Genomic DNA, 26,405 nt, shown 5'->3' on the forward strand with positions numbered 1-26,405 from the left:
GCGGCGCCAACAGCAGCACAGCCAAAGAGGATTAACGGATGCCGGCCTGCGATCTGCCCAGCAGCAAGCCCTGCTCCGCTTCACATAACCCCACCACATAATCCCAGACCACCCGCAGCCGCACCGATTTGTGCAACTCGCGCCGCGTGCTGATCCAGTAGCTGCGCTCGATGCTTTCATCCGGCAGCAACGGCACCAACTCAGGATCCGACTCGGCCATGTAGCAAGGCAATACGGCAATGCCCAATCCCGACCGCGCCGCTTCCTGCTGCGCAATGACACTGGTGCTGTGAAACACAACCCGAGGGCTGCGACAGAAACTGTTGAGAAACATCAATTCCTGGCTGAACAGCAAATCGTCGACATAACCGATCCACGCATGCCGCCCAAGGTCCTCGCGGCTGTGCAGGGACGGCGCCTTATCGAGATAGCGTTGGCTGGCGTAGAGCGCGAGTCGATAGTCGGTGAGTTTGCGCGTAACCAGCATGTCCGCCGCCGGGCGCTCCAGGTGAATGCTGATTTCCGCTTCACGGTTGAGGATGCTGACGAAGCGCGGCACGGCGACCAGTTCCACTTCCAATCCCGGATAGCGTTCGAACAAGCCGATCATGCGGCTGGCGAGAAACTTGATGCCCAGCCCTTCCGTCACCCCCACACGAATCTTGCCCAGTGGCGCGGTGGATTGGGTGATCTCTTCCTGCGCCAGCAACGCCACGTTTTCCATCGCTTCAGCATGCTTAAGCAGCGCCTCCCCCGCTGGGGTCATTTCGTAGCCTTGCGCGTGCTGGACGAACAGCGCGGTGCCGAGGCTTTTCTCGATGGCTTCGATGTGGCGGGCGACGGTGGCGTGGGTGGTGTTGAGGCGGCGGGCGGCGGTGAGCAGGCGGCCGCTGCGTTGCAGCTCGAGAAAAAACCGCAGGTCGTTCCAGTCGAACATGGCGTGTCCTTGTCGGCTAAGGTCTATGCAGGCTGTTTGAAAACGCACAGCGGCTGCGCAAAAACTAACATTCTTTTAACGAAAGCTAACAACTAGAGTGTCCGACAATAAAAACAAAAAGCGAGGTCAGGGAATGCAGACTTCCCTCGATGAATACGACTACATCGTGGTCGGCGCCGGCCCTGCCGGGTGCTTGCTGGCCAATCGGCTGTCGGCAGATGCGCAGCAGCGCGTGCTGTTGCTCGAAGCCGGCGGGCGCGACAACTATGCGTGGATTCACATTCCTGTCGGTTACCTGTTCTGCATCGGTAACCCGCGCACCGACTGGTGCTTCAAGACCGAAGAACAACCGGGCCTCAACGGCCGCGCGCTGAGCTATCCGCGCGGCAAAGTGCTCGGTGGTTGTTCGTCCATCAACGGCATGATCTACATGCGTGGCCAGGCCAACGATTACGATGGCTGGGCGGCCGAAGGCAATCCGGGCTGGGCCTGGAACGACGTGCTGCCGCTGTTCAAACAAAGCGAAAACCATTTTGCCGGCGCGGCTGAATTCCACGGCGCCAAGGGTGAATGGCGGGTCGAACAACAGCGGCTGTCATGGCCGATTCTGGATGCCTTTCGCAGTGCCGCCGAGCAAAGCGGCATCGCCAGCATCGATGACTTCAATCAGGGCGACAACGAGGGTTGCGGCTACTTTCAGGTCAATCAGAAATCCGGCGTGCGCTGGAACGCAGCGAAGGCTTTTCTCAAGCCTGTACGTGATCGGACGAACCTGACGGTGCTGACCGGGGTTGAGGTGGATCGCGTGTTGCTGGAGGACGGTCGCGCCTCGAAAGTCAGTGCGCGCCACGAAGGCCAGATCAAACAGTTCAAGGCGCGCAGAGAGATTGTCCTGTGCGCCGGCGCCGTTGGCTCGCCGAGCATTCTGCAACGCTCCGGGATTGGCCCGCGACCGTTGCTCGAGCGCTTGGGCATCGGCGTGATTCATGAGTTGCCCGGCGTTGGTGGCAACCTGCAGGATCACCTGCAATTGCGCCTGATCTACAAACTGGAAAATGCGCGCACGCTGAACCAGATCGCTGGCAGCGTGTGGGGCAAGATGGGCATGGGCCTGCGTTATCTGTATGACCGCAGCGGGCCGCTGTCGATGGCGCCGAGTCAGTTGGGCGCGTTTGCGCGTTCGGGGCCGGAGCAGACCTCGGCGAATCTTGAGTACCACGTGCAGCCTTTGTCGCTGGAGCGCTTTGGCGAACCGTTGCACAGCTTTCCCGCCTTCACCGCCTCAGTTTGCGACTTGCGTCCGCAGAGTCGGGGACGCATCGACATTCGTTCGGCGGATCCACAGGAAGCGCCGCTGATCCAGCCCAACTATCTCAGCCATCCTGAAGATTTGCGCGTGGCAGCGGATGCGATTCGCCTGACCCGGCGCATCGTCAGTGCCCCTGCCCTGCAAGCGTTCAAACCGGTCGAGTATCTGCCCGGCGCCAACCTGCAAAGTGAAGAGGAACTGCAGGAAGCGGCGGCGAAGATCGGTACGACGATTTTCCATCCGGTCGGCACCTGTCGCATGGGCAATGACGGTGATGCGGTGGTCGACGCACAGCTGCGCGTCCACGGCGTGCCCGGGTTGCGCATTGCCGATGCGTCGATCATGCCGCGCATTACCTCGGGCAACACCTGTTCGCCTACGCTGATGATTGCCGAGAAAGCCGCACAACTGATCCTCAACCCCAACACCAGGAGCAGCACCCCGAAATTGGAGCTGGCCCAAACCCTGTAGGAGCTGCCGAAGGCTGCGATCTTTTGACTTTGGATTTTCCAGATCAAAAGCAAGATCAAAAGATCGCAGCCTGCGGCAGCTCCTACAAAGAACCGCGTTTAATTCAAGGCATCACCCGGACACGCAACACCAGTGGAACAACAAAAACAATCACTGTGAGGGATACCGATATGTCAGAACACGTTCAGCCGCTGGACGCCGTGCGCAGCGTCGAGACCAGCCCGGATACACGCAAAGTCATCTTCGCTTCATCACTGGGGACGGTGTTCGAGTGGTATGACTTCTTCCTCTACGGCGCCCTCGCGGCAGTGATCAGCAAGCAGTTTTTCGCCGGGGTCAACGACACCACGGCGTTTATCTTTGCGCTGATGGCTTTCGCTGCAGGGTTTATCGTGCGGCCTTTCGGGGCGCTGGTGTTCGGTCGGTTGGGGGACATGATCGGGCGCAAATACACCTTTCTCGCGACAATCATTCTGATGGGCGTCGCAACGTTCTGCGTCGGTCTGCTGCCGACCTACGCCAGCATCGGCATCGCCGCGCCGATCATTCTGGTGGTGCTGCGCATGCTGCAGGGCCTGGCGCTCGGCGGCGAATACGGCGGCGCTGCGACCTACGTGGCCGAGCACGCGCCAATCGGCAAACGCGGCTTCCACACCAGTTGGATTCAGTCCACCGCCACCCTCGGTCTGTTGCTGTCACTGTTGGTGGTGCTCGGTTGCCGCTACTTCACCGGCGATCAGTTTGAAGTCTGGGGCTGGCGTATTCCGTTCTTGCTGTCGATCGTGCTGCTGGGCATCTCCACCTGGATCCGCCTGAGCCTGCACGAGTCGCCGGCGTACCTGAAAATGAAAGAGGAAGGTAAAACCTCGAAAGCTCCGATCCGCGAATCCTTCGGCAAATGGGAGAACCTCAAAGTCGTGCTGATCGCCCTGTTCAGCATCAACGCCGGGCAAGCGGTGACCTTCTACGCGGCGCAGTTTTACGTGCTGTTCTTCCTGACCCAGTTCCTGAAAATGGACCCGGCAGTGGCCAACACCTTGCTGATCATCAGCGTGGTCATCGGCGCGCCGTTCTTTATCTTTTTCGGCTGGCTGTCGGACAAGGTCGGGCGTAAACCGGTACTGATGCTCGGCCTGCTGCTGGCCACAGCGCTGTACTTCCCGATCTTCAAATCCCTCGCCCACTACGCCAACCCGGCGATCGATCAGGCCAGCCGTCAGGCACCGATCACCGTGCTGGCGGATCCGGCGACTTGCACCTTCCAGTTCGATCCGGTGGGCAAAGCCAAATTCGACAGCCCGTGCGACAAGGTCAAAACCTTCCTGGTCAAGCAAGGCCTGCCCTACTCCAGCGCCGCCGCCCCGGCTGGCAGCGCCGTGCAAGTGAGCGTCGGCGACGTCAAACTCGACGGCTTCGATGAGGCTGCCCTGCGCGGCGCGATCACCCTGGCCGGCTACCCGCAACAGGCCGATCTGCAGCAGATCAACAAGCCAATGATCGTCGCCCTGATCGTGGCACTGATCATCATCTCGGCCATGTGCTACGGGCCGCTGGCGGCGCTGATGGTCGAACTGTTCCCGACGCGCATTCGCTACACCTCGATGTCGCTGCCGTACCACATCGGCAACGGCTGGTTTGGCGGGTTCTTGCCGACGGTGTCGTTCGCGCTGGTGGTGTACACCGGGGATATCTTTTATGGGCTGTGGTACCCGGTGTTGATTACCGGGGTGAGCCTGGTGGTGGGGATGATCTGTCTGCGTGAGACGAAGAATATCGACCTCGACAAGAACTGAAACTCAACCAGAAAAATCAATCGGCGAGGGCTTTGACCCTCGCCGTTTTTTTTGCTCAGGCATCTGCCTTGATCACTTCGAACTTCACCTGATCCGGATAAAACGCCACGTAGTCGCGGATCGGTGCCACTGACACTTTCGGATTCTCGTAGGTCCACACCGCGTTCGCCCCTTCATGCCCCGGCACTTGCAGGCTGAAGTAATTGGCATCGCCCTTGTACGGGCAATAACTGGTGTGATCGGTGCGGGCGAAGTACTTTTCGTCGATGTCTTCGCGGGGGATGTAATAGACCGGCGGGTAATTGGCTTCGTTGAGAATCATGACGTGGGAAGAAGCGGCGACCTGGATGCCGTGGAATTTAACTATCAGGCAGCCGGGAAGTTGTTCGAGGGCAATGACGGGACTGGGACCGGGGCTTTTCATGGGTTTCTCCTGAATACGGCGAAGAGACCGGTTCAGGTATAGCCCATCGGTTCTGGTTAGGGTGGGTTTACAGCCGAACGGCCCATCAACCTCAGAAGCCCCTCACCCTAGCCCTCTCCCTGAGGGAGAGGGAACCGATTGGGGATACTGGCGAGATTCACCGACTTGAACGATTGGCTTTGAATCCATAATCGACCCGATTTTTCAGGTCGATGTATGTCGCCAGAGAACTCGGTTAGTCTCCTCTTCCACTGGGAGAGAGAACCGATTGGGGATACTGGCGAGATTCACCGACTTGAACGATTGGCTTTGAATCCATAATCGACCCGATTTTTCAGGTCGATGTATGTCGCCAGAGAACTCGGTTAGTCTCCTCTCCCACTGGCAGAGAGAACCGATTGGGGATACTGGCGAGATTCACCGACTTGAACGATTGGCTTTGAATCCATAATCGACACGATTTTTCAGGTCGATGTATGTCGCCAGAGAACTCGGTTAGTCTCCTCTCCCACTGGGAGAGAGAACCGATTGGGGATACTGGCGAGATTCACCGACTTGAACGATTCGCTTTGAATCCATAATCGACTCGATTTTTCAGGTCGATGGATTTCGCCAGACAACTCGGTCAGTCCCCTCTCCCACTGGGAGAGGGTTAGGGTGAGGGCCGCTCCAAGCATCACGCAACAATATCAGTCGCCACCGCTTGCCCCACCACGCCCACAGCAAAGTCCACCGAACCCTGCCCCGTCAGATCAACCATCAGGCTGGTCTGATTGGTCTGCGCGAAGTAAGTCAGAATCGCGTCGCCCGCATGCCCCGTGAAACCGCTGACAAAGTTCAGCGACGCCGCACCGGTGGCGAAACCGGCGATCCCCGACAGGTCGATCTTGTCCAGGCCGCTGGTGAAATCCATGATCCAGTCCGGCGCGGTCATGGTCGAGTCGCTGGCAGCGCCAAATACAAAGGTGTCTGCACCTGCACCACCCCACAAGGTATCGCCACCGCCACCACCGTAAATGATGTCATTACCGGCACCACCGACCAGTTCGTTGGCAACGGCGTTGCCGATCAGCAGGTCATTGCCTGAACCACCAATGGCATTTTCCACGGTCACGCCGTGAGCGATGGAGACGTTACCCACCAGGCCACCGACATCGGAGAAGGAACCTTCATTGAGGTTGATCTTCTGGTTCTGGTTGAAGCCGGAGAAGTCCAGCGTGTCATTACCGCCGCCATCCCACACCGAGAAAACCACTTTGGAAGACGCCGAAGTGGCGCTGTAGAAGTCGCGCTCGGCATTGGAGTTGAAACCGTAGGTGGTGTCATCGGCGCGGGTCGCGTAGTTGGCGCCATACAGTTTTTGCACCGCGACGATATCGTCCAGCAATGGCGCCGAAGCATACGCACCGCTGCCGTCCTTGCTGAAGTTCTGCTCGGTGTTGGCTTCGCTCCAGTAGCTCATCAGGCTGTAGCCGCGAGTGTCTTCGGCGTACTTGGCGTCGTTATAGGTCGGGTTGCCATTACCGGCGTTGTACGCGCCCGGGTGTGACAGGCCCAAGGTATGGCCAATCTCGTGGGTCAGGGTCTGGCGCCCGTAGTTGTTGGTGTCCGGGGTTTTGTTGACCTGATACTGATCGTTGATCAGGTACCACGACTGGCCGTCATAGCTGCCGCCGCTCGGCAGGTAAGCGAAGGCCGCACCACCGGTGCTGACATCGTAGTTGCCGAAAGTCATGTGGCCATCGCCGCCCTTGCCTTCAGTGAACGTGACATTGGCGACGTCAGCCCAGGATTGCATGGCCAGCACGGCCTGAGCTTTTTGCTGGGCGCTGAATTCGCTGAAGTTGCCCAGTTTGACGTTGTAGTTCGCCGGTTTCTCGGTCAGGAAGGTATAGCTGAGGTCGATCTTGCCGTCAGCGTTCTTGTCGCCCCACGACAGGCCTTTACGCAGGATTTCATCCGCAGCCTGATCGGCAGTGAATGAAGGTTTGCCATTGACCAGCCCGACGCCACGGTCATACAGGTGGCTGAACGTATTGATTTCGTCGAAGGCGCTGCTGGTTTTCGATTTGGCTTGAGCCATGATGGACTTCCTTGTTTCTGAGTAGTCAGTGTCGACAGACCACGGCGATCTTCTGGCGAGATCGTCCTGTCACTCGCGTGTTTGAATCGGCGAAAAACCTGACACAGGCGCCAGCCGGGCGCTAATCAATTTCTCGATAGCCCGGCCTGCGTCCCGGTATTACCCGTCACGTGCTGCAATGTTTTTTATCTGTATATCCATACAGATAAAAGTTGCCCCTGAGGCCAAGTCCGGCCATTCTGTGCACCTGTTCGGACCTTGATCGACGATGGTGGTTATGCGGCTGTACCTCTGTGAAAAACCCTCCCAGGCCAAAGACATTGCGGCCGTGCTCGGCGCCAAACGTCGGGGCGACGGCTGCTGGCTGGGAACGGACGTCACGGTGACCTGGTGCATCGGCCACTTGCTCGAAACCGCGCCACCGGATGCTTATGACGCTCGCTACAAGCGCTGGGTGCTGGCTGATCTGCCGATCATTCCGGACGAGTGGAAAATGACCGTCAAGCCGCGCACGGCCAGCCAGTACAAAGCGGTCAAGCGCCTGCTGGGTGAAGCCAGCGAACTGATCATCGCCACTGACGCCGACCGTGAGGGCGAGATGATCGCCCGGGAACTGGTCGAGCATTGTCGTTATCGCGGGCCGATCCGCCGTTTGTGGCTGTCGGCGCTGGATGAAGCATCGATCCGCAAGGCCTTGGCCGCTTTGAAACCGGGAGCCGAGACGTTCAGCCTGTATCACTCGGCGCTGGGCCGCTCGCGGGCGGATTGGCTGATCGGCATGAACATGAGTCGGCTGTTCACACTGCTGGGGCGTCAATCGGGTTATCAAGGGGTGTTGCCGGTGGGTCGCGTGCAGACGCCGACCTTGCGGCTGGTGGTCGATCGCGATCGCAGCATTGCCGATTTCGTACCGGTGCCATTCTGGGCGATCGATGTCGATCTGCTGCACAACGGCACACCGTTTACCGCACAGTGGCGGGCGCCGGCGGATGCCTGTGACGATCAGGATCGCTGCCTCAATCAGGCGTTGGCCCAGCAAGCCGCGGCTGCGATCAGCAGCGCTGCCAGTGCGCGGGTGGTCAAGCTGAAAACCGAGCGCATGCGCGAGGTGGCACCCCTGCCCTTCGATCTCGGCACCTTGCAGGAAGTCTGCTCAAAGAAACTCGGCCTAGGCGCGCAGGAAACCCTCGACATCGCCCAGGCGCTCTACGAAACCTACAAGGTCATCACTTACCCGCGCAGCGATTGCGGCTACTTGCCGCTGAGCCAGCACAGCGAGGCACCGGGGATTCTCGCCGCGTTGCGTCAGGCCGATCCGGGTCTTGAGGCGCTCAAGGGGTTTCTGGAGCCACAACGCAAATCCCGCGCGTGGAACGACGCCAAGGTCAGCGCTCACCACGGCATTATTCCCACCGCAGCGGCGAAAAATCTTGAACGCCTGACCGGCAAACACCGCGCGGTCTACACCCTGATTCGCGCACGCTATCTGGCGCAGTTCCTGCCCAATCATGAATACGATCGCACCCAGGCCGATTTCGATTGCGCCGGTGAGGCGTTGCGCGCAGTCGGTAAACAAATCATCGAACCGGGCTGGAAACGCGCATTGCCCGAAGCACTGGCAGCGGCCAAGGGCCGCGAGGCGCCCGCGCCGCAAACCTTGCCGGCACTTACGCAAGGCGTGGAGTGCGCGGTGGCTGACGTTAAGTTCAAGGACCTGTGGACGCAACCACCGAAACCCTACACCGAGGGCGATCTGATCAAGGCGATGAAAAACGTCGCCAAACTGGTCGAGGATCCGCTGCTCAAACAGAAACTCAAGGACACCACCGGCATCGGCACCGAGGCCACCCGCGCGTCGATCATTCAAGGGTTGCTGGATCGTGGCTATCTGGTGAAAAACGGCAAGGCCCTCGCCGCCACCCCAGCCGCGTTCAGCCTGATCGATGCGGTGCCCCGTGCGATTGCCGACCCCGGCACCACGGCGATCTGGGAGCAGGCGCTGGACATGGTGCAAAGCGGCGAAATGAGTCTGGAAGAATTCGTCACCAAACAAGCGGCGTGGATGAGCAAACAGGTGACACGCTGCTCGAGCCTCAGCCTGACCATCAGCGGCCCGCCACCGGCTGGTAAAGCGGCGGCACCGTGGAAGAAGAAACGCAAATCGACCCGCAGCAAAACCACGGGTACGACAAAACGCACAGCGAAACCGTCAGGCAAATAAAACCCGCTAGTGTTTCTGCAAGGCTCAGCACTTTCAGGAACCCGGCGCATGGCCAATATCGAACTGCACCCTGCTCAGCGCGATGAGCTGGATATCATCGAAAACCTCATGCAGTTCTACATGTACGACTTCAGCGAATGGCTGCCGCTGAAGCTCGCCGAACACGGCTTCTTTTCCATCCAGCCGAAAATCGACTACTGGCGCCACCCGGCCACTCGACCATTCCTGATCCAGGTCGACGGCGAACTCGCCGGTTTCGTGACCGTCGATAACGAAATCCATATCCCCGGCGCCGAACACAACATCGGCTACTTCTTCATCGCGCGACGCTTTCGTGGCCAAGGCGTCGCGCAGTTTGTCGTCTCTGCCCTCTTGAGCCAGATCCCCGGTCAATGGCAGATTTTCCATATCGACGCCAACCTGCCGGCACAGCGCTTCTGGGCTGGGCTCATCCCGCAATTGAGCGGCGGCGAGTTCACCCGCCAGCAGCGCGAAGTGGAAGGCTATCCGTGCACGTTCTACCGTCTGCACACGCCTTTTTCCGTTGCCTGAACGGATTCTTTCTCATTCCAAAACAGCTTTGTCCGACAATATGTAGTGAGCAAAAATAATCACTACAAAACCGTTGACGGCGTCGTTTTGCTTTTGCATGATGAAGACGTTCCCCGATCGGGAACATCGGTAACACGCTTGAGCAAACTCGTCTGACCGCCGAGTTGTTTTTTCCGGATACACGCTGCCCACAAGGCAGATTGAAGAAGCTGACCTGGCCTGAACGTCCAGTACAAGGACGAGAAGCGCTGGCGAAAATTCTCAAGACGCTTGTGGTCGACACGGTAAATGTCGTCAAGGAGCCTCCCGGTTTTCGCTGCTTCTCCTCGTTGTGACGCTATTGCGTAGCAGTTATTCAACACGACTACATGCAACAGATGCACGACCCCGTACTTCACACGGGCGAGCGCTGACGTCCTGGTTTCGGTGCCAGGGATCAACTAACCGATGGGCTACCTGTATTAGCGAATCAACTTTGAAAGATCACCAGACTGGTCAAGGGGCAATATCATGAATCTGAACAATCAACCTACTATCGAAGAACTGGCTCGTATGTTCGCTGCGCAGAAAGACAGCCACGACAGCCATATTCTCTGGATCAGCAAGTCGGGGCAGGTGCATATCGACTGCCTGGCGACCCATGCTGACGAAGACGAGTTCGACCGCAATCATCAGAACCTGCTGGCCCGCCTGAAGATGTACCGCCGTGGCCACGGTTATGTTGGCAAGAAGGCTGCGGCCGACAAGGACTTCATCGGTAATGTTCTGCAAACGCTGAAACAGGCGTGGGATTCGATGCAGAACAACAATGAAGTTCGGGTGATTGATCGGTTCTGCTGAGTTAGTCATTAAATAATTGAAAGGCCTGCTTCCTTAAAGGAAGCAGGCCTTTTTTGTTCGCTTGCATTGATTTGGCGTGACTGGAATTGTAGCCCCTCACCCCAGCCCTCTCCCGAGGGAGAGGGAGCCGATTTATGGTGTTTTCAGAATCCAAGTTCGGCTCAAGCTTCTCAGGTCGGCGTAATTTGCCCAAACACCTTGGTCAGATCCCTCTCCCCAGGGAGAGGGAGCCGATTTGTGCTGCGCTCAAAATTTTAGTTCGACTCAAAACTTTCAGGTCGGCGTAAATCGCACGAACACCTCGGCCAGTCCCCTCCCAAGGGAGAGGGAGCCGATTTGTGCTGCGCTCAAAATTTTAGTTCGGCTCAAAACTTTCAGGTCGGCGTAAATCGCACAAGCACCTCGGTCAGTCCCCTCACCCTAGGGAGAGGGAGCCGATTTATGGTGCTTTCAGAACCTGAGTTCGACGCAGGTTTCTCAGGTCGGCGTAGATCGCACAAGCAACTCGGTCAGTCCCCTCTCCCACTGGGAGAGGGTTAGGGTGAGGGGCTTCCCATGCCCAACACCAACTCCACAAACGCCACTGCCGCCGCACTGTGATAATTATTGCGCCGCCGCAACAACGCCGCTCCACGCTCCGGCGCATCACCTTCAACCCGCAACCGGCGCAATGCCCGATCCTCCGTCGCAATCGCCTGCGGCAACATCGTCGCCAGCGGCGAACAACGCACCACTTCCAGCAAGGTGCTCACCGAATTCACCTCGATCCGCACCTGCGGCGTAATCCCGTGTTGGCGGAAATACTCATCCACCGATAACCGCGTAATGAAGTCCGGCGCCAACAAGGCGAAATCCAATGAAGCGATATCCTCCGGTGTCAGCACCGCCACACTGTCATACAGCGGATGCTCCCGCCCAACCATGATCCCCAGCGTTTCGGTAAACGCCGGAATACATTCGATATCGACGTTACGCACCGGCGTAAACGCAATCGCAATATCCAGCGAGTCATCCGCCAGCCCCGCCTCGATGTCGTCCATCGACAGCTCGAAAATCTGCAGATGAATCCCCGGATATCGCGCCGCAAAATCGCGCACCAACGGCCCGACCAGATAGGCCATGAACGTCGGCGTCATCGCCAGACGCAACGTCCCGCGAGACAAATCCTTCACGTCATGCAACGCGCGTTTACCCGCCTCCAACTCCACCAGCACCCGCCGCGCGCATTCGATGTAGGCCTCGCCGGCATCGGTGGGTTTGACCGTACGCGAAGTGCGATCAAACAAGCTCACCCCAAGGGTTTCCTCCAATTGGCGAATCTGCTGCGACAGGGTCGGCTGCGACACATGCAATGCCTCGGCAGCACGGGTGAAGCCGCCGTGATCGGCAACGGCCAGCAGATAACGCAGATGTCGCAGCAGCATGGGAAACACCATCTATAGGCAGGGCTTATGCCAAGCATTGTATATCGGTCTTGGACGCTATGGATCAATCAGCAGAAGATCAATCCCACACAGCAAGCCAACCCCTGAAAGGAGTGACACCATGCAACAGTCCCACGCCTACAACGACACCAGCCTGGCCCTGACTACCCGCATTCTCGATGCCAAGGCACGCAAAGATCTGTCGTGGCAGGCTCTCGCTGACGACACCGGTCTGAGCCTGGCGTACGTCACCGCCGCCCTGCTCGGCCAGCACCCGCTGCCGGAAAACGCCGCCCAAGTGGTCGGTGACAAGCTCGAACTGAGCGCTGAAGACGTCGCGGCGATGCAGATCATCCCGCTGCGTGGCAGCCTCAGCGGTGTGCCGACCGACCCGACCATCTACCGCTTCCACGAGATGATCCAGATCTACGGCACCACCCTCAAAGCGCTGGTTCACGAACAGTTCGGCGACGGCATCATCAGCGCGATCAACTTCAAACTCGACATCAAGAAAGTCGAAGACCCGGAAGGCGGTTCCCGCGCCGTGGTCACCCTCGACGGCAAGTTCCTGCCCCTGCGTCCGTTCTGATCCGCACCGGCCCGCACCCTGCGTGCGGGCCAACACACCTCAAATGGCTACCCGTCACCAAACACATCTGGAGGCTGCCCCATGCAAAAAATTCTGTTGATTCTGGCCCTGCTCGGCGGCATTTGCGCCCAGGCATCTGCCGCTGACGAGGCCGTTGCCTACCGCTACGGCATGCAACTGGACATCGCCCACGTGCTGAGCATTACCCCGGTTGCCGATGTGTGTGGCGTGGTGCCGGTGGAGATGACGTATCTGGACAGCAGCGGCGGCAAACACATTCTTCAATACAGCGAATTCGGCAGCGGTTGCTCGAACTGAGAGGACAACACCATGAAAAACCTGATTGATGGCTTCCTGAAATTCCAGAACGAAGCGTTTCCACAACGCACCGAACTGTTCAAACACCTGGCGACCACGCAACAGCCCGGCACCTTGTTCATCACCTGTTCTGACAGCCGTGTCGTGCCGGAACTGCTGACCCAGCAAGAACCTGGCGAGCTGTTCGTGATCCGCAATGCCGGTAATATCGTGCCGTCCTACAGCCCGCATCCGGGCGGGGTTTCGGCGACGGTGGAGTACGCGGTGGCGGTGCTTGGGGTGACCGACATTGTGATCTGCGGGCATTCTGACTGCGGCGCGATGACCGCGATCGCCAAGTGTAAATGCATGGATCACCTGCCCGCCGTCAGCGGCTGGTTGCAGCATGCCGAGTCGGCGAAAGTGGTTAACGAGTCGCGGCCGCATGCCAATGACGCGGCGAAATTGAGTTCGATGGTGCGCGAGAACGTGATCGCGCAACTGGCGAACATTCAGACCCACCCGAGCGTGCGTCTGGCACAGGAGAAAGGTCTGCTGAACCTGCACGGCTGGGTGTATGACATCGAGACGGGCTCGATCGATGCGCTGTCCGCCGACCGCCGCACGTTTGTGCCGCTGGCCGAGCAACCGGCGACTTGCGCGATCCATGCACAAACCACCCATGCTGCCTGAGCAACTGATCGTTCCCACGCTCTGCGTGGGAATGCCTCCGGGGACGCTATGCGTCCAGTGACGCGGAGCATCACGGGCTGCGTTCCCACGCTGGAGCGTGGGAACGATCACTGACTACGAGATCAGCGTTTTACGGTGAGGTCGATCTGGCTCATCCGGCTACGAACAGTGAATACGCCATCCCCTGAAAGAATCGCACTGCGCGCAAACAAGCGCCCGCTCTCCCAGTTCGAAAGGCCTAGCTCCGGCTTGTTCAACGCATATTGCCCATCGACCCAACGGGTAATGCCATTGCCCACGAACGGAGCGTTGACCGCGTTGTAAAAGCGCTCCTGCACCTGCGCATCCTCACTGATCAACGACACAGTGAACTGCGGGCTGTAGCGGTTGAACAAGGCGATCGCCTGATCCAGATCGTCAACGATCATCAGGCTGACTTCCGGGGTTTCTTCCCATTCCCACTCACAGCCCAATGCGGATTCCGCCAAGGGTTCTGCCAGTGCTTCGGTCTGATAACCCTCGGCGCGATAAACCTCGACCGTCGCGTTCTGCCACTCACTCGGCAAGCAGCCTTCGCTACCTTCGACGATATGCAATTTGCAGCCCTGGCCACGCGCAGTACCGGCCTGTTGCAGCGCGTCGAGAAACAACGGCACCAGTTCCGCCGCGCGATCACGCTGGATCAGGCAGACATTGAGCGTGTTGCAGACTTTGCGGTCCAGCGAGTTGCGCACCACGGCGGCAAAGCGTGTGGCGTCCGCTGCACGATCGGCGATCAACCACGCGCCACCCGTGCCATGCAGGCTGACGGCGGTGCCGGCTTGCTGGGCAATGCTGCCCAACTGACTGACCGCACGACCCGAACCGCGCGCCACGGCCAACGACAAACGCCGATCAGCGAACATCGCCCAACCGGCGGCATGATTGACACTTTCCACCAACGACACCGCACCGGCCGGCAGACCGGCGTCGGCCAGCGCCGGGTTCAACGCGTGAGTGACGATGGCTTGCGCGGTGCCCAAGGCATCGCTGCCGATGCGCAGCACGGCGGTGTTGCCGGTGCGCAAGACACCGGCGGCGTCGGCGAACACGTTAGGGCGTCCTTCGAAGACAAACGCGACGATGCCCAATGGCGAGACAACCTGTTCAACCTTCCAGCCGTCGTGCTCGACGCTGCTGATGACTTTGCCGCGCGTGGCGGCGGCATCACGCCAGGCGCGCAGGCCGGCGATCATGTCACCGCGCATGCGCTCATCGGCGAGCAGTCGGGTGGTGGAGCGGCCGCGTGCCTTGGCCCGCTCGATATCCGCGCGGTTGGCGGTTTCGATGTGCGCCCAGCACGCCGGGGTTTCCAGTCGTTGCGCAAACAGGTCGAAAAACTGGCTGATGGCCTCATCGGACACCGCCGACAGCGCGGTGAATGCCGCTGCCGCACGCTCGATCGCCACGGACGCTGCTTGTTGATCGGCCACGGGGATCAACAACAGCTCGCCACTGACCTGCTCGACCAGCAGGTGGTCACCGGGTTGAAAGCGCGCGGCCAGTTCGGGGCTGACCACGGTGACGCGGTTACCAGCGAAAGGGATCGGCGTGCCAGCGACTAGACGTTCGAGCGCAAGAGACATGAAGCGGATTCACCATGCAGGGAGCGGCCGGAAAATGTAGCGGATTACTCGATGAAATACACCTCTTCAAACACTTAAGAAACCTGTGGGAGCTGGCTTGCCAGCGATAGCGGTGGTTCAGTCAATTTATAGTGACTGACAGACCCTCATCGCTGGCAAGCCAGCTCCCACAGGGTTTTGTGGTGTCTGTGTGATCGGATCAGAACACCGACCAGCCAATCCGCGAACTGAGCATCTCCAGTGCCGCCATCCCCGCCAGCGAGTTCCCCGCCGCATTCAACTCCGGCGACCACACGCACACCGTGAATTGCCCCGGCACCACCGCGACAATCCCGCCACCGACGCCGCTCTTGCCCGGCAAGCCGACGCGGTAAGCGAAGTTACCCGCTTCGTCATACAGCCCGCTGGTGGCCATGATCGAGTTGACCTGCTGGGTTTGCCGACGTGTGAGGATCTGTTCGCCGCTGTGTTTGCAGAAACCGTCGTTGGCCAGAAAGCAGAACGCCCGCGCCAGATCGATGCAGTTCATGCGCAACGCGCAGTGACTGAAATAGCTGCGCAGCACCGCTTCGACATCGTTGTGAAAATTGCCGAACGACTGCATCAGATACGCCATCGCTGCATTGCGCGCGCGGTGCTGGTATTCCGAGTCGGCGACTTTGCCGTCGATCATGATCTGCGGATTGCCCGACAGTCGGCGGACGAAATCGCGCATCGACAGGGTCGGTGCGGCGAAGCGCGACTGGTTGATATCGCAGATCACCAGCGCGCCGGCATTGATGAACGGGTTGCGCGGCCGACCGCGCTCGAATTCCAGCTGCACCAGCGAGTTGAACGGTTGCCCGGACGGCTCGTGACCGAGGCGTTCCCAGATCGCTTCGCCGGAATGATCGATCGCCTGCACCAGGCTGAACACCTTGGAAATACTCTGCACCGAGAACGGCGTCTCGGCGTCACCGGCGCAATACATCTCGCCGTCGTTGCCGTACACGGCGATGCCCAGCTGATTGGCCGGCACGGTGCCGAGGGCGGGAATGTAGTCAGCCACCTTGCCCTGCCCGATCAACGGGCGGACAGCGTCAAGAATCTCGTTCAACAGCGCTTGCATGCCGGGTTCCGAAGTCTCGCCCCATGGGATTGCGGGGACACTGGGGCTAGACGCTGCGCCCGCCCGTCGAATCACACCGGCCACCATCGCACTGAATGTTCTAGGCTCAAGCGCACATTCAAAAACGGGAGAGCAACCATGCAGCTCGAAGGCTCCTGCCATTGCGGCGAGGTCACGTTCAGTCTCACCAGCGCCCACCCCTACCCTTATCAACGCTGCTATTGCTCGATCTGTCGCAAGACTCAGGGCGGCGGCGGTTATGCGATCAACCTCGGCGGCGACGCGACCAGCCTCAAGGTGCGCGGGCGCAAACACATCAGCGTCTATCACGCGAAGATGAAGGACGCTGACGACCAGCGCGCCCATCGCAGCACCGCTGAACGGCATTTCTGTTCACTGTGCGGCAGCGGCTTGTGGCTGTTCAGCCCGGAGTGGCCAGAGCTGATTCACCCGTTCGCCTCGGCCATCGACACACCGCTGCCGGTGCCGCCGGAGCACACACATCTGATGCTCGGTTCGAAAGCGCCTTGGGTAGAAGTAGACGCTAAATCGAAAGACAAACAGTTCGACGTCTACCCCGAAGAATCCATCGCCCAGTGGCATGAACGCCTCGGTTTGACCCGATAGATCGCCACCTGCGCTGCCCTATAGAAACTGCGGTGTTTTGACGTTGAAGATCAGGATCAAAAGATCGCAGCCTCGTTTCACTCGACAGCTCCTACAGGTTTTGTGTGTGACAAAAATCCAATCGGCGCCATAAATCAATGTGGGAGCGAGCCTGCTCGCGAAGGGGCCGGCACAAGCCACAGAACTAATCCAGATGCGCCCAGGTCATCCGGAACGACGCTCCACCCCAGGGAGAATCCCCCACTTCAACCTGCCCGCCATGCGACTGCGAGACCCGGCGCACCAACGCCAGGCCCAAACCAAACCCACCGGTGCGACGATCCCGGCTGGCATCCAGTCGCGAAAACGGTTCAAAGATCTTCTCGCGCCCGTCCACCGGTACCCCCGGTCCATCGTCGTTGACCCGCACTTCGTAATAATCGCCGGTGCGCACCAGCGACACTTCAACGCGTTGCTCGGCATAACGAATCGCGTTGCGCAGCAGATTGATCACCGCCCGCGCCATGAATCGCGGCTCAATGCGCACGGTGTCGAGCCGGCAATCACCGATCAGCAACTGCACCCCCGCCGCTTCGGCCTCCAGCGCCACGCTGCCAACCACGCTATCAAGCCAATTGGCAGCCTGGATGTTTTCGCGTTTGATCACCGTCGCGCCACGTTCAAGGCTGGCGTAGGTGAGCAATTCGGAAACCATCTCCTCCAGTTCACCAAGGTCTGCGTACATGTCGGCAATCAGCTCGCGGTTCTGGCTGGCGTCCGGCTGCTGTTTGAGCTGGTCGAGTTCAAACGATAGCCGCGCAATCGGCGTGCGCAGTTCGTGGGACACGGCGTTGGTCAGCTCACGCTGGTTAGCGATCAACCCTTCAATGCGTGCAGCCATCAGATTGAAGTGCTCGGCCAGATCGCGGATGTTCGAGCGTTTCGACAATTGAATGCGCACCGACAGATCGTTATCGCCGAAACGCTCGGCGGCCAGACGCAGTTTCTCCAGATCACGCCAGTGCGGACGCACCCAGAAAAACAGGACGATGCCGATCATCACGGCAATCATCAGGTAGGCACCGGCGATGTAGAACGGCATCAGACTCGGCTCGGCCGGCAAGCGGATGCTGAGCAGTTGCGGCCCCTCATCAATCGCGGAAATGTACTGGGTGTACTTGTCGCGGATCACCAGCAGCCCTTTGGCCAGCTCAGCTTTTTCCTCGTCGCTGAGGGCCAGTTCAGAGGTATCGACCAGCGTCAGCCCCAAACCGTAATGCGGGCGAATCGTTTCCAGCTGCTTTTCCCGGGCCGGGCCGTCGAGATCCCGCAACTGCTGGCCCAATGTCCATGCCTGTCCCCGCACGGCCTCACGGTTGTAGTCCTGCATCTGATAATCGAGCAAAGCATCAAAGGTGCGCTCGACCGTCTGCAAGGCCAGCACCAGACCCAACGTCATGACCAGAAACAGCCCGAGAAATAACCGCAGCATCTACAACTCCCACGCGAACGGATTGAACAGATAACCCTTGCCCCACACGGTTTTGATGCACATCGGCTCGCGGGGATTGTCTTTGAGTTTGTTGCGTAATTTGCTGATGTACACGTCGACGCTGCGGTTGAGGCCGTCGAAGGCAATCCCGCGCATGCGATTGAGGATGTCGTCGCGCGACAGCACTTTGCCGGCGGCGCTGGCCAGCAACCACAGCAGCTCGAATTCCATGGTGGTCATTTCGATGACCTCGCCCGCCAGCCGCACTTCACGGCAACTGCGGTCAACGCTCAACTGGCCAAACTCCATATAACTCACCACGTTGCTGTCCGGCACCTGCCGCCGTTGCAACGCGCGCAGCCGGGCCAGCAACACCGGTGGCTTGATTGGTTTGATTACGTAATCATCGGCGCCGGACTCCAGACCGAGGATATGGTCGAGATCGTCTTCCTTGGCGGTCAGGATCACGATCGGTGTGTCCGACACGCTGCGAATTTCCCGGCATACGTGCAGACCGCTCTGCCCCGGCAGCATCAGGTCGAGCACCACGACTTTCGGCTTGAATTCCAGAAAGGCAGCCACGGCCAGGTCTCCACGATGCACCGTACGCACCTCGTAGCCGTGTTGTTCGAGAAAGTGGGCGATCAACGCCGCCAGACGCTCATCGTCTTCCACCAACAGGACTTTGCCAAAACCCAGGTTATCCATAACGCCCGTCTGCCGCCCTTGTGTGAAGTGGTCGGCATTATGGCGGCTTTCATGGCGCAGGCGTTTGTTTCAGGCAGCAAAAACCGGCCGCTTGGGCCGGTTTTCGGTGATGTTTCATACTCTTAAGAGTTTTTAACATTCATGCACTGATCGCTACATCTGTAGGAGCTGCCGAAGGCTGCGATCTTTTGATCCGGCTTCGTCAAAAGCAAAAGATCGCAGCCTTCGGCAACTCCTACACGGAGTCATGCGGTGGCCGGCACACCGCTGTGGAAGCGGAACTCTTCGTCCGGCGACTCGATCAATTCCTGCTCGGCGGCGCGGACTTTCTCGATGACCTGAGCAATATCCTTCGCATCGCCGTACTGATAGGCCAGTTTCAGATAACCCTGAAAATGCCGCGCCTCACTTTTCAGCAGGCCAAAGTAGAACTTGCCGAGTTCTTCGTCCAAATGCGGCACCAGCGCTTCGAACCGCTCGCAACTGCGCGCTTCGATAAACGCGCCGACCACCAGCGTATCCACCAGTTTCACCGGCTCATGGCTGCGCACCACCTTACGCAAGCTCGAGGCGTAACGACCGGCGTGGAGCTGACGCAGTTCGATCTTGCGCCGCTTCATGATGCGCATGACCTGCTCGTGGTGCACCAGTTCTTCCCGGGCCAGACGCGACATCATGTTGATCAGGTCGACGTGGGAATGGTACTTGGCAATCAGGCTCAGGGCGGTGCTGGCAGCCTTGAACTCGCAGTTCTTGTGGTCGATCAGCAGGGTTTCCTGATCGGCCAGGGCGGCCTGAACCCAGGCGTCGGGGGTGCGGCAGCCAAGGAATTCGTGGATTTCGGGAAGGATCATGGGGCTCACGGTAAAAGGTGTTCGAGCGAAGGGCGCCGATTATACCGGCCTGTCCGCAGACCACCAGCGGCTGGCGTTGATATGCATCAAGTCGCGCACGATCGAGCAGCAACTATAGTTGTGCAACGCCGTGCCTTTTCTTTGCTGGAGACTCCGCTCATGCAAGCCATTCGCAGCATTCTGGTGGTCATCGAACCCGAACATTCGGAAAGCCTGGCGCTCAAGCGCGCCAAGTTGATCGCCGGCGTAACCCAGGCCCACCTGCACCTGTTGGTGTGCGACAGGAAACACGACCACGCCGGCATGCTTGGCGTACTCAAGGCTGCGCTGGTGGCCGACGGCTACAGCGTGACCACCGAACAGGCATGGAATGAAAGCCTGCACGAAACCATCATCGATGTGCAGCAAGCCGAGGGTTGCGGGCTGGTGATCAAGCAGCATTTCCCCGACAGCTCACTGAAAAAAGCCCTGCTGACCCCGGCGGACTGGAAGCTCTTGCGCCACTGCCCTACCCCGGTGTTGCTGGTGAAAACCGCAGGTTCCTGGAAGGACAAAGTGATTCTGGCGGCGGTGGACGTGGGCAATGCCGATGGTGAGCACCGGCATTTGCACACGACGATCATTGATCATGGCTACGACATTGCCAGTCTGGCCAAGGCGCATTTGCATGTGATCGCGGCACATCCATCGCCGATGCTGTCGGCGGCGGACCCGACGCTGCAACTGAGTGAAACGATCGAGGCGCGTTATCGCGAGCAATGCCGGGCGTTTCAGGCGGAATTCGATGTCGATGATGAACATCTGCACATCGAGGAAGGCCCGGCGGATGTGTTGATCCCGTTTATGGCGCACAAGCTGCAGGCGGCGGTGACCGTGATCGGCACGGTGGCGCGTACCGGGTTGTCCGGGGCATTGATCGGCAATACGGCGGAAGTTGTGCTCGATGCACTGGAGAGCGATGTGCTGGTGCTCAAACCGCAGGAGGTTGAAGATCATCTGGTGGAGTTGGCGGTGAAGCATTAAAGATCAAAAGATCGCAGCCTTCGGCAGCTCCTACAGGTAGAACGCATTCCCATGTAGGAGCTGCGGCACGCTGCGATCTTTTGACCTTCAGGCGCCAAAGGCGTCTTTGAGGAATCCGGGGGCGATGTAGCGCTGATAGTGCGCTTCCGACAGCAAGAAGAATTCCCGATCAATGGCATCACGCAATTCCGGCAGGTTCCAGTCGCGAAACTCCGGCAGCAACACCATCCCGTAGGCTTCCAGATTAATGATCACCCGCGCGCCACGGGCGATCAGCTGATACGCCCAGCAATACTCCGACTGATGCGGCACGAAGCGGATCTTGCGCTGTTCCAGCTGCTCGCGCAGGCGCGCCGAATCGAAAATCTCGACCTTGCCCGCCATCACTTGTGACAGCAATTGCTCCAGACGCAGCCACACTGCACGCTTTTCCTCCTCGTTGTACCCATTCCAGTGGATCACTTCGTGGTGGAAACGCTTGCAGCCACGGCACACCAGATCACCGTAAACAGTGGAGCAGAGGCCGACGCAGGGGGTCTTGATGGTCTGATTGGGCATAAGATAGGCAAAACACTGAAACGCGGAACAGGTCGGCATGTTAGCCCTTTGTCGGGCATTGATCACCCCTCAAACATCAGGGTCACAGCCGCGCGCGGCATTTGCCCCGGCCACGCGCATTGCCACGAAAGTCCAATAGAGCGCGACTTACCTTTAAATTTTTTTTGCCGTAGAATCAGCCAGCCTTTTAAGGCGCCAATGTCCGTTAGAAGCTGTTTTCAAAGCGTCACGAGCACAGTCGTTCCTTCAGAGCGGTGTTGGCGAGGGATTTTTCCAGCGGGGAAAAATCCACCGCCAACCCTCATCAGCTCCCCGTTCTGCAGGCGTAAAACTTTGAAAGCAGCTTCTGTAAGGAATTGCCGGTAATTCTGGCCGAACGACCCACAACGTCGTGAGGAGCATGAGTACGGCAATTTCGGGATGAGCGTCCCGGACACCCATTTGGGACCACTGATGAGGGTAATAACTGTGCTTGAAGCCTACCGCAAACATATCGAAGAGCGTGCAGCCCTGGGTATCGTTCCCCAGCCGCTTAACGCCGAACAAACAGCAGGCCTGGTCGAGCTGCTGAAAAACCCTCCGGCTGGCGAAGAAGAATTTCTCGTTGACCTGATCACCAATCGCATTCCACCAGGCGTGGACGAAGCGGCTTATGTCAAAGCCGGCTTCCTGTCTGCACTGGCCAAGGGCGAAGTTTCCTCCCCTCTGCTGGACAAAAAGCGCGCTGTAGAACTGCTCGGCACCATGCAGGGCGGCTACAACATCGTGACTCTGGTTGACCTGCTGGACGACGCCGAGCTGGCGCCAGTCGCTGCCGCGCAACTCAAGCACACCCTGCTGATGTTCGATGCGTTCCACGACGTCGCGGAAAAAGCCAAGAACGGCAACGTTCACGCTAAAGCCGTGCTGCAATCCTGGGCTGACGGCGAGTGGTTCAAAAACCGTCCGACCCTGGCCGACAAGATCAGCCTGCGCGTCTTCAAGGTTACCGGCGAAACCAACACCGACGACCTGTCCCCTGCTCCTGATGCCTGGTCGCGTCCAGACATCCCGCTGCACGCCCTGGCCATGCTGAAAATGGCCCGTGACGGCATCGTTCCTGATCAGCAGGGCGCCATCGGCCCGATGAAGCAGATCGAAGAAATGCGCGGTCAAGGCTTCCCGATCGCCTACGTCGGTGACGTGGTCGGTACCGGTTCCTCGCGTAAATCGGCGACCAACTCGGTACTGTGGTTCTTCGGCGACGACGTTCCTTACGTGCCGAACAAGCGCGCTGGCGGTTTCTGCTTCGGCAGCAAAATCGCTCCGATCTTCTACAACACCATGGAAGATGCCGGCGCACTGCCAATCGAGTTCGACGTTTCCAACATGAACATGGGCGACGTGATCGACCTGTACCCGCATGCTGGCAAAGTCTGCAAACACGGCACCGACGAAGTCCTGACCACCTTCGAGATGAAGACTCCGGTGCTGTTGGACGAAGTTCGCGCTGGCGGCCGTATCCCGCTGATCATCGGCCGTGGCCTGACCGAGAAGGCTCGCGCCGAACTGGGTCTGCCTCCGTTCGATCTGTTCAAGAAGCCGGAAGCTCCAGCTGAAAGCACCAAGGGTTTCACCCTGGCGCAGAAAATGGTCGGCAAGGCTTGCGGTCTGGCAGAAGGCCAAGGCGTTCGTCCTGGCACCTACTGCGAACCGAAGATGACCACCGTAGGTTCTCAGGACACCACCGGTCCAATGACCCGTGACGAACTGAAAGACCTGGCGTGCCTGGGCTTCTCCGCTGACCTGGTGATGCAGTCCTTCTGCCACACCGCGGCGTATCCGAAGCCGATCGACGTGACCACCCACCACACCCTGCCTGACTTCATCATGACCCGCGGCGGCGTTTCCCTGCGTCCGGGCGACGGCATCATCCACTCGTGGCTGAACCGCATGCTGCTGCCGGACACCGTCGGTACCGGTGGTGACTCGCACACCCGTTTCCCGATGGGCATTTCGTTCCCGGCCGGCTCCGGTCTGGTTGCGTTTGCTGCGGCCACCGGCGTTATGCCGCTGGACATGCCGGAATCGATCCTGGTGCGCTTCAAAGGCAAAATGAAACCTGGCATCACCCTGCGTGACCTGGTTCATGCGATTCCGTACTTCGCCATCCAGAACGGTCTGCTGACCGTCGAGAAGAAAGGCAAGAAAAACGCCTTCTCCGGCCGCATCCTGGAAATCGAAGGTCTGGAAGGTCTGACCCTGGAGCAGGCGTTCGAACTGTCCGACGCCTCGGCCGAACGTTCGGCTGCCGGTTGCACCATCAAGCTGTCGAAAGAATCGATCACCGAGTACCTGAACTCCAACATCACCCTGCTGCGCTGGATGATCGGCGAAGGCTACGGCGATGCGCGTACCCTGGAACGTCGTGCTCAAGCGATGGAAGCCTGGGTTGCCAACCCGGAACTGATGGAAGCCGATGCCGACGCCGAATACGCCGAAGTCATCGAAATCGATCTGGCCGACATCAGCGAGCCTGTACTGTGCGCGCCGAACGACCCGGACGACGCCCGTCTGCTGTCCAGCGTTGCAGGCGAGAAGATCGACGAAGTGTTCATCGGTTCGTGCATGACCAACATCGGTCACTTCCGCGCTGCCGGTAAACTGCTGGATCAGGTCAAGGGTCAGCTGCCAACCCGTCTGTGGCTGTCGCCGCCGACCAAGATGGACGCCCACCAACTGACCGAAGAAGGCTACTACGGCATCTACGGCAAGGCTGGCGCACGCATGGAAATGCCAGGCTGCTCGCTGTGCATGGGTAACCAGGCACGCGTTGAGCCGAACAGCACCGTGGTGTCGACTTCGACCCGTAACTTCCCGAACCGTCTGGGCGACGGCGCGAACGTCTACCTGGCTTCGGCCGAGCTGGCGTCCGTTGCTTCGATCCTGGGTCGCCTGCCGACCGTCGAGGAGTACATGGAATACGCTGGCAAGATCGACAGCATGGCGGCCGATATCTACCGCTACCTGTCCTTCGACCAGATCGCCGAGTTCCGTGAAGCTGCTGCGAACGCCAACATCCCGGTCGTTCAAGCCTAACGCTGCAACGCAATGAAAAACGCCGCCCATCGTGAGATGAGCGGCGTTTTTTTATGCCTGATGGAGGGTGGTTGTCTGTTCGGGCCTCATCGCTGGCAAGCCAGCTCCCACAGGGGTTTATGGCGTTTTCAAGAGGCTGAGTTTTACACATGACCCTGTGGGAGCTGGCTTGCCAGCGATGGCGGAGTGTCAGTCGACATCGTTGCCAATGACTCACCCCTTTCGCGAGCAAGCTCAGCTCCCGAGCCAAAAAAAACCGCTGTGCCCGGGCAGGCACAGCGGTTTTTATCGATTGAAGCCGTGTTACATCGTCAGCTTGTAAACCAGTGCCGAAATCGCTACCAGACCTACCGCCGTCACAAACACGTTAGACGCCTGACCACGATAGCGTGCCATCGCCGGAACCTTGCGAATCGCATACATCGGCATCAGGAACAGAATCGCCGCGATTACCGGGCCGCCTACAGTTTCGATCATGCCCAGAATGCTCGGGTTCAGCGTCGCGATGATCCAGCAGATCACTAGCATGAACGCCGCCACGATACGATCCAGTGCCTTGGCGCTCGGACGCTTGCCGCTCTTCACGATCAAGCCTTTCAGGCCCTCACTGGCACCGATGTAGTGACCGAGGAACGATTTGGAGATCGCCACGAACGCAATCAGCGGCGCCGCAAAGGCGATGGTCGGGTTGCTGAAATGGTTGGCCAGATAAGACAGGATCGACAGATTCTGCTCTTTGGCTTCCGCCAATTGCTCTGGCGACAACGTCAGTACGCAACTGAACACGAAGAACAGCACCATCAGCACCATCAACGCGTGTGCGCGGGACAGAATCTGCGAGCTGCGCTCTTCAGCGTGGACGCCGTAACGACGCTTCTGATCGACTGCAAACGCCGAGATGATCGGCGAATGGTTGAACGAGAACACCATCACCGGAATTGCCAGCCACAGCGTGTGCAGCAACGCAGACGGTGCCGGCACGTGCGAAGCGGTGGCGAGGATGCCGCCGTTCCAGTGCGGAATCAAATAAACGGCGAGAAACAACAGCGCGACAATAAACGGATAGACCATCAGGCTCATGGCCTTGACGATCGCCTGCTCGCCACAACGTACCACCGCCAGCAAACCGAGGATCAGCACGAACGACAGCAGCGCGCGCGGTGGCGGTGTGATGTGCAGTTGATGCTCGAGGAAACTGGCGACCGTGTTGGTCAGGCCGACGCTGTAAATCAGCAGGATCGGGAAAATGGCGAAGAAGTACAGCAGCGTGATCAGCGCACCGGCCTTGATGCCGAAATGCTGCTCGACCACTTCAGTGATGTCGGCGCCTTCGCGACCGGAAAGCACAAAGCGGGTCAGGCCACGGTGGGCGTAGAACGTCATCGGGAACGCCAGCAGCGCGAGGATCACCAGCGGCCAGAAACCACCCAGCCCTGCGTTGATCGGCAAAAACAGTGTGCCGGCGCCGATGGCCGTCCCAAACAGTCCCAACATCCAGGTGGTGTCCTGGCGATTCCAGCTCGAAAGTTCAGCGGGTGCTGCTGCATCAAAGCGCTCTTCGACGCTATTGGCCTGATCATTCATCCGGTCGGATCTCCGCATTCCGGTCACTTGCCACTCGGTCAGGACGCGTCGGAAAAAACCGACAGACATGCTCCGGCCGAAACAAGGGCGCGATTCTCCGTGATAAATGAGCAGAAGCAAAGACTTAGCTGAGGAA

The 26,405-nt window shown here is 59.1% G+C and carries 22 protein-coding genes; 11 read left to right on the forward strand and 11 right to left on the reverse strand.

What is annotated here, in order from left to right; genetic code table 11:
• Positions 1–31 precede the first annotated feature (31 nt).
• On the reverse strand, positions 32–937 hold the full coding sequence (locus ACM6JQ_RS14360; RefSeq protein WP_414894047.1) for a LysR family transcriptional regulator: 906 nt from the start codon (positions 935–937) through the stop codon (positions 32–34).
• Between the two features lie 133 nt (positions 938–1,070).
• Here ACM6JQ_RS14360 and ACM6JQ_RS14365 point away from each other — a divergent pair, with 133 nt between their 5' ends.
• Both ACM6JQ_RS14365 and ACM6JQ_RS14370 read left to right on the forward strand, forming a co-directional pair.
• A complete protein-coding gene (locus tag ACM6JQ_RS14365; RefSeq protein WP_095111541.1) occupies positions 1,071–2,717 on the forward strand; it encodes a GMC family oxidoreductase in 1,647 nt (548 codons plus the stop codon).
• Between the two features lie 170 nt (positions 2,718–2,887).
• Positions 2,888–4,510 (forward strand): MFS transporter, encoded by a 1,623-nt coding sequence (locus tag ACM6JQ_RS14370; protein ID WP_007910646.1) that lies wholly within the window; start codon positions 2,888–2,890, stop codon positions 4,508–4,510.
• A gap of 55 nt (positions 4,511–4,565) precedes the next feature.
• On the opposite strand, the gene ACM6JQ_RS14375 is transcribed toward ACM6JQ_RS14370, so the two are convergent.
• Together ACM6JQ_RS14375 and ACM6JQ_RS14380 are read right to left on the reverse strand one after the other, a co-directional pair.
• Positions 4,566–4,934, reverse strand: coding sequence for a DUF427 domain-containing protein (locus ACM6JQ_RS14375; RefSeq protein WP_414894048.1), 369 nt, complete (start codon positions 4,932–4,934; stop codon positions 4,566–4,568).
• Between the two features lie 676 nt (positions 4,935–5,610).
• Positions 5,611–7,017, reverse strand: a complete 1,407-nt coding sequence (locus ACM6JQ_RS14380) for a serralysin family metalloprotease (protein WP_414894049.1) — start codon at positions 7,015–7,017, stop codon at positions 5,611–5,613.
• Positions 7,018–7,294: 277 nt separating this feature from the next.
• Between ACM6JQ_RS14380 and ACM6JQ_RS14385 the strand changes: the two genes are divergently transcribed.
• From ACM6JQ_RS14385 to ACM6JQ_RS14395, 3 genes are all read left to right on the forward strand, one after another.
• The gene (locus tag ACM6JQ_RS14385; RefSeq protein ID WP_414894050.1) at positions 7,295–9,238 is read left to right on the forward strand and encodes a DNA topoisomerase III; all 1,944 of its coding nucleotides are present in this window, start codon (positions 7,295–7,297) and stop codon (positions 9,236–9,238) included.
• A 48-nt stretch (positions 9,239–9,286) separates the two neighbouring features.
• Entirely contained in the window at positions 9,287–9,790 is a 504-nt protein-coding gene (locus ACM6JQ_RS14390) for a GNAT family N-acetyltransferase (protein WP_123374914.1), read from the forward strand.
• 510 nt (positions 9,791–10,300) lie between these two features.
• Positions 10,301–10,630: a hypothetical protein gene (locus ACM6JQ_RS14395; protein ID WP_007910633.1), complete on the forward strand. Its 330-nt coding sequence runs from the start codon at positions 10,301–10,303 to the stop codon at positions 10,628–10,630.
• Positions 10,631–11,166: 536 nt separating this feature from the next.
• Here the strand turns inward: ACM6JQ_RS14395 and cynR are convergent.
• On the reverse strand, positions 11,167–12,054 hold the full coding sequence (cynR, locus tag ACM6JQ_RS14400) for a transcriptional regulator CynR (RefSeq protein ID WP_414894051.1): 888 nt from the start codon (positions 12,052–12,054) through the stop codon (positions 11,167–11,169).
• Between the two features lie 121 nt (positions 12,055–12,175).
• Here cynR and cynS point away from each other — a divergent pair, with 121 nt between their 5' ends.
• The 3 genes from cynS to ACM6JQ_RS14415 all read left to right on the forward strand — a co-directional run bounded on the left by cynS (position 12,176) and on the right by ACM6JQ_RS14415 (position 13,633).
• Complete coding sequence (gene cynS / locus ACM6JQ_RS14405) at positions 12,176–12,643, forward strand: cyanase (RefSeq protein ID WP_095111546.1); 468 nt, start codon at positions 12,176–12,178, stop codon at positions 12,641–12,643.
• Between the two features lie 81 nt (positions 12,644–12,724).
• Positions 12,725–12,961 carry a DUF2790 domain-containing protein gene (locus ACM6JQ_RS14410; protein WP_007910995.1) on the forward strand — a complete coding sequence of 79 codons (237 nt, stop codon included), beginning with the start codon at positions 12,725–12,727 and terminating at the stop codon, positions 12,959–12,961.
• 12 nt (positions 12,962–12,973) lie between these two features.
• Positions 12,974–13,633 (forward strand): carbonic anhydrase, encoded by a 660-nt coding sequence (locus tag ACM6JQ_RS14415; RefSeq protein ID WP_093437106.1) that lies wholly within the window; start codon positions 12,974–12,976, stop codon positions 13,631–13,633.
• Positions 13,634–13,755: 122 nt separating this feature from the next.
• Here ACM6JQ_RS14415 and ACM6JQ_RS14420 read toward each other — a convergent pair whose 3' ends face one another.
• Positions 13,756–15,258 carry an aldehyde dehydrogenase family protein gene (locus tag ACM6JQ_RS14420; protein WP_414894052.1) on the reverse strand — a complete coding sequence of 501 codons (1,503 nt, stop codon included), beginning with the start codon at positions 15,256–15,258 and terminating at the stop codon, positions 13,756–13,758.
• Between the two features lie 199 nt (positions 15,259–15,457).
• Positions 15,458–16,366: a glutaminase B gene (gene glsB / locus ACM6JQ_RS14425; RefSeq protein WP_034152462.1), complete on the reverse strand. Its 909-nt coding sequence runs from the start codon at positions 16,364–16,366 to the stop codon at positions 15,458–15,460.
• Between the two features lie 138 nt (positions 16,367–16,504).
• On the opposite strand from glsB, the gene ACM6JQ_RS14430 reads away from it, so the two are divergent.
• The gene (locus tag ACM6JQ_RS14430; RefSeq protein ID WP_007911003.1) at positions 16,505–16,993 is read left to right on the forward strand and encodes a GFA family protein; all 489 of its coding nucleotides are present in this window, start codon (positions 16,505–16,507) and stop codon (positions 16,991–16,993) included.
• A 184-nt stretch (positions 16,994–17,177) separates the two neighbouring features.
• Here the strand turns inward: ACM6JQ_RS14430 and ACM6JQ_RS14435 are convergent, their stop codons facing one another.
• The 3 genes from ACM6JQ_RS14435 to ACM6JQ_RS14445 form a co-directional block, all read right to left on the reverse strand.
• Positions 17,178–18,464, reverse strand: coding sequence for an ATP-binding protein (locus tag ACM6JQ_RS14435; RefSeq protein ID WP_414894053.1), 1,287 nt, complete (start codon positions 18,462–18,464; stop codon positions 17,178–17,180).
• Positions 18,465–19,172 (reverse strand): response regulator, encoded by a 708-nt coding sequence (locus ACM6JQ_RS14440; protein ID WP_095111551.1) that lies wholly within the window; start codon positions 19,170–19,172, stop codon positions 18,465–18,467.
• Between the two features lie 245 nt (positions 19,173–19,417).
• Complete coding sequence (locus tag ACM6JQ_RS14445) at positions 19,418–20,026, reverse strand: tRNA-(ms[2]io[6]A)-hydroxylase (RefSeq protein WP_007911009.1); 609 nt, start codon at positions 20,024–20,026, stop codon at positions 19,418–19,420.
• 159 nt (positions 20,027–20,185) lie between these two features.
• Here ACM6JQ_RS14445 and ACM6JQ_RS14450 point away from each other — a divergent pair, with 159 nt between their 5' ends.
• A complete protein-coding gene (locus tag ACM6JQ_RS14450) occupies positions 20,186–21,049 on the forward strand; it encodes a universal stress protein (RefSeq protein WP_007911011.1) in 864 nt (287 codons plus the stop codon).
• Between the two features lie 87 nt (positions 21,050–21,136).
• On the opposite strand, the gene ACM6JQ_RS14455 is transcribed toward ACM6JQ_RS14450, so the two are convergent.
• Positions 21,137–21,607, reverse strand: a complete 471-nt coding sequence (locus tag ACM6JQ_RS14455; RefSeq protein ID WP_038366489.1) for a DUF1289 domain-containing protein — start codon at positions 21,605–21,607, stop codon at positions 21,137–21,139.
• Between the two features lie 468 nt (positions 21,608–22,075).
• Here ACM6JQ_RS14455 and acnB point away from each other — a divergent pair, with 468 nt between their 5' ends.
• Positions 22,076–24,685, forward strand: a complete 2,610-nt coding sequence (gene acnB, locus ACM6JQ_RS14460; RefSeq protein WP_038366279.1) for a bifunctional aconitate hydratase 2/2-methylisocitrate dehydratase — start codon at positions 22,076–22,078, stop codon at positions 24,683–24,685.
• A gap of 303 nt (positions 24,686–24,988) precedes the next feature.
• Here acnB and ACM6JQ_RS14465 read toward each other — a convergent pair whose 3' ends face one another.
• The gene (locus tag ACM6JQ_RS14465) at positions 24,989–26,269 is read right to left on the reverse strand and encodes an HAAAP family serine/threonine permease (RefSeq protein WP_007911014.1); all 1,281 of its coding nucleotides are present in this window, start codon (positions 26,267–26,269) and stop codon (positions 24,989–24,991) included.
• Positions 26,270–26,405: the final 136 nt, after the last annotated feature.

This window comes from Pseudomonas sp. IT-232MI5 (genome assembly GCF_949767845.1).
GTDB lineage: Bacteria > Pseudomonadota > Gammaproteobacteria > Pseudomonadales > Pseudomonadaceae > Aquipseudomonas.

Excerpts from the sequence above, each read along its gene's own strand:
- ACM6JQ_RS14360 (WP_414894047.1), bottom strand. The coding sequence starts at position 937 with ATGTTCGACTGGAACGACCTGCGGTTTTTTCTCGAGCTGCAACGCAGC.
- ACM6JQ_RS14365 (WP_095111541.1), top strand. The coding sequence starts at position 1,071 with ATGCAGACTTCCCTCGATGAATACGACTACATCGTGGTCGGCGCCGGC.
- ACM6JQ_RS14370 (WP_007910646.1), top strand. The coding sequence starts at position 2,888 with ATGTCAGAACACGTTCAGCCGCTGGACGCCGTGCGCAGCGTCGAGACC.
- ACM6JQ_RS14375 (WP_414894048.1), bottom strand. The coding sequence starts at position 4,934 with ATGAAAAGCCCCGGTCCCAGTCCCGTCATTGCCCTCGAACAACTTCCC.
- ACM6JQ_RS14380 (WP_414894049.1), bottom strand. The coding sequence starts at position 7,017 with ATGGCTCAAGCCAAATCGAAAACCAGCAGCGCCTTCGACGAAATCAAT.
- ACM6JQ_RS14385 (WP_414894050.1), top strand. The coding sequence starts at position 7,295 with ATGCGGCTGTACCTCTGTGAAAAACCCTCCCAGGCCAAAGACATTGCG.
- ACM6JQ_RS14390 (WP_123374914.1), top strand. The coding sequence starts at position 9,287 with ATGGCCAATATCGAACTGCACCCTGCTCAGCGCGATGAGCTGGATATC.
- ACM6JQ_RS14395 (WP_007910633.1), top strand. The coding sequence starts at position 10,301 with ATGAATCTGAACAATCAACCTACTATCGAAGAACTGGCTCGTATGTTC.
- cynR (WP_414894051.1), bottom strand. The coding sequence starts at position 12,054 with ATGCTGCTGCGACATCTGCGTTATCTGCTGGCCGTTGCCGATCACGGC.
- cynS (WP_095111546.1), top strand. The coding sequence starts at position 12,176 with ATGCAACAGTCCCACGCCTACAACGACACCAGCCTGGCCCTGACTACC.
- ACM6JQ_RS14410 (WP_007910995.1), top strand. The coding sequence starts at position 12,725 with ATGCAAAAAATTCTGTTGATTCTGGCCCTGCTCGGCGGCATTTGCGCC.
- ACM6JQ_RS14415 (WP_093437106.1), top strand. The coding sequence starts at position 12,974 with ATGAAAAACCTGATTGATGGCTTCCTGAAATTCCAGAACGAAGCGTTT.
- ACM6JQ_RS14420 (WP_414894052.1), bottom strand. The coding sequence starts at position 15,258 with ATGTCTCTTGCGCTCGAACGTCTAGTCGCTGGCACGCCGATCCCTTTC.
- glsB (WP_034152462.1), bottom strand. The coding sequence starts at position 16,366 with ATGCAAGCGCTGTTGAACGAGATTCTTGACGCTGTCCGCCCGTTGATC.
- ACM6JQ_RS14430 (WP_007911003.1), top strand. The coding sequence starts at position 16,505 with ATGCAGCTCGAAGGCTCCTGCCATTGCGGCGAGGTCACGTTCAGTCTC.
- ACM6JQ_RS14435 (WP_414894053.1), bottom strand. The coding sequence starts at position 18,464 with ATGCTGCGGTTATTTCTCGGGCTGTTTCTGGTCATGACGTTGGGTCTG.
- ACM6JQ_RS14440 (WP_095111551.1), bottom strand. The coding sequence starts at position 19,172 with ATGGATAACCTGGGTTTTGGCAAAGTCCTGTTGGTGGAAGACGATGAG.
- ACM6JQ_RS14445 (WP_007911009.1), bottom strand. The coding sequence starts at position 20,026 with ATGATCCTTCCCGAAATCCACGAATTCCTTGGCTGCCGCACCCCCGAC.
- ACM6JQ_RS14450 (WP_007911011.1), top strand. The coding sequence starts at position 20,186 with ATGCAAGCCATTCGCAGCATTCTGGTGGTCATCGAACCCGAACATTCG.
- ACM6JQ_RS14455 (WP_038366489.1), bottom strand. The coding sequence starts at position 21,607 with ATGCCCAATCAGACCATCAAGACCCCCTGCGTCGGCCTCTGCTCCACT.
- ACM6JQ_RS14465 (WP_007911014.1), bottom strand. The coding sequence starts at position 26,269 with ATGAATGATCAGGCCAATAGCGTCGAAGAGCGCTTTGATGCAGCAGCA.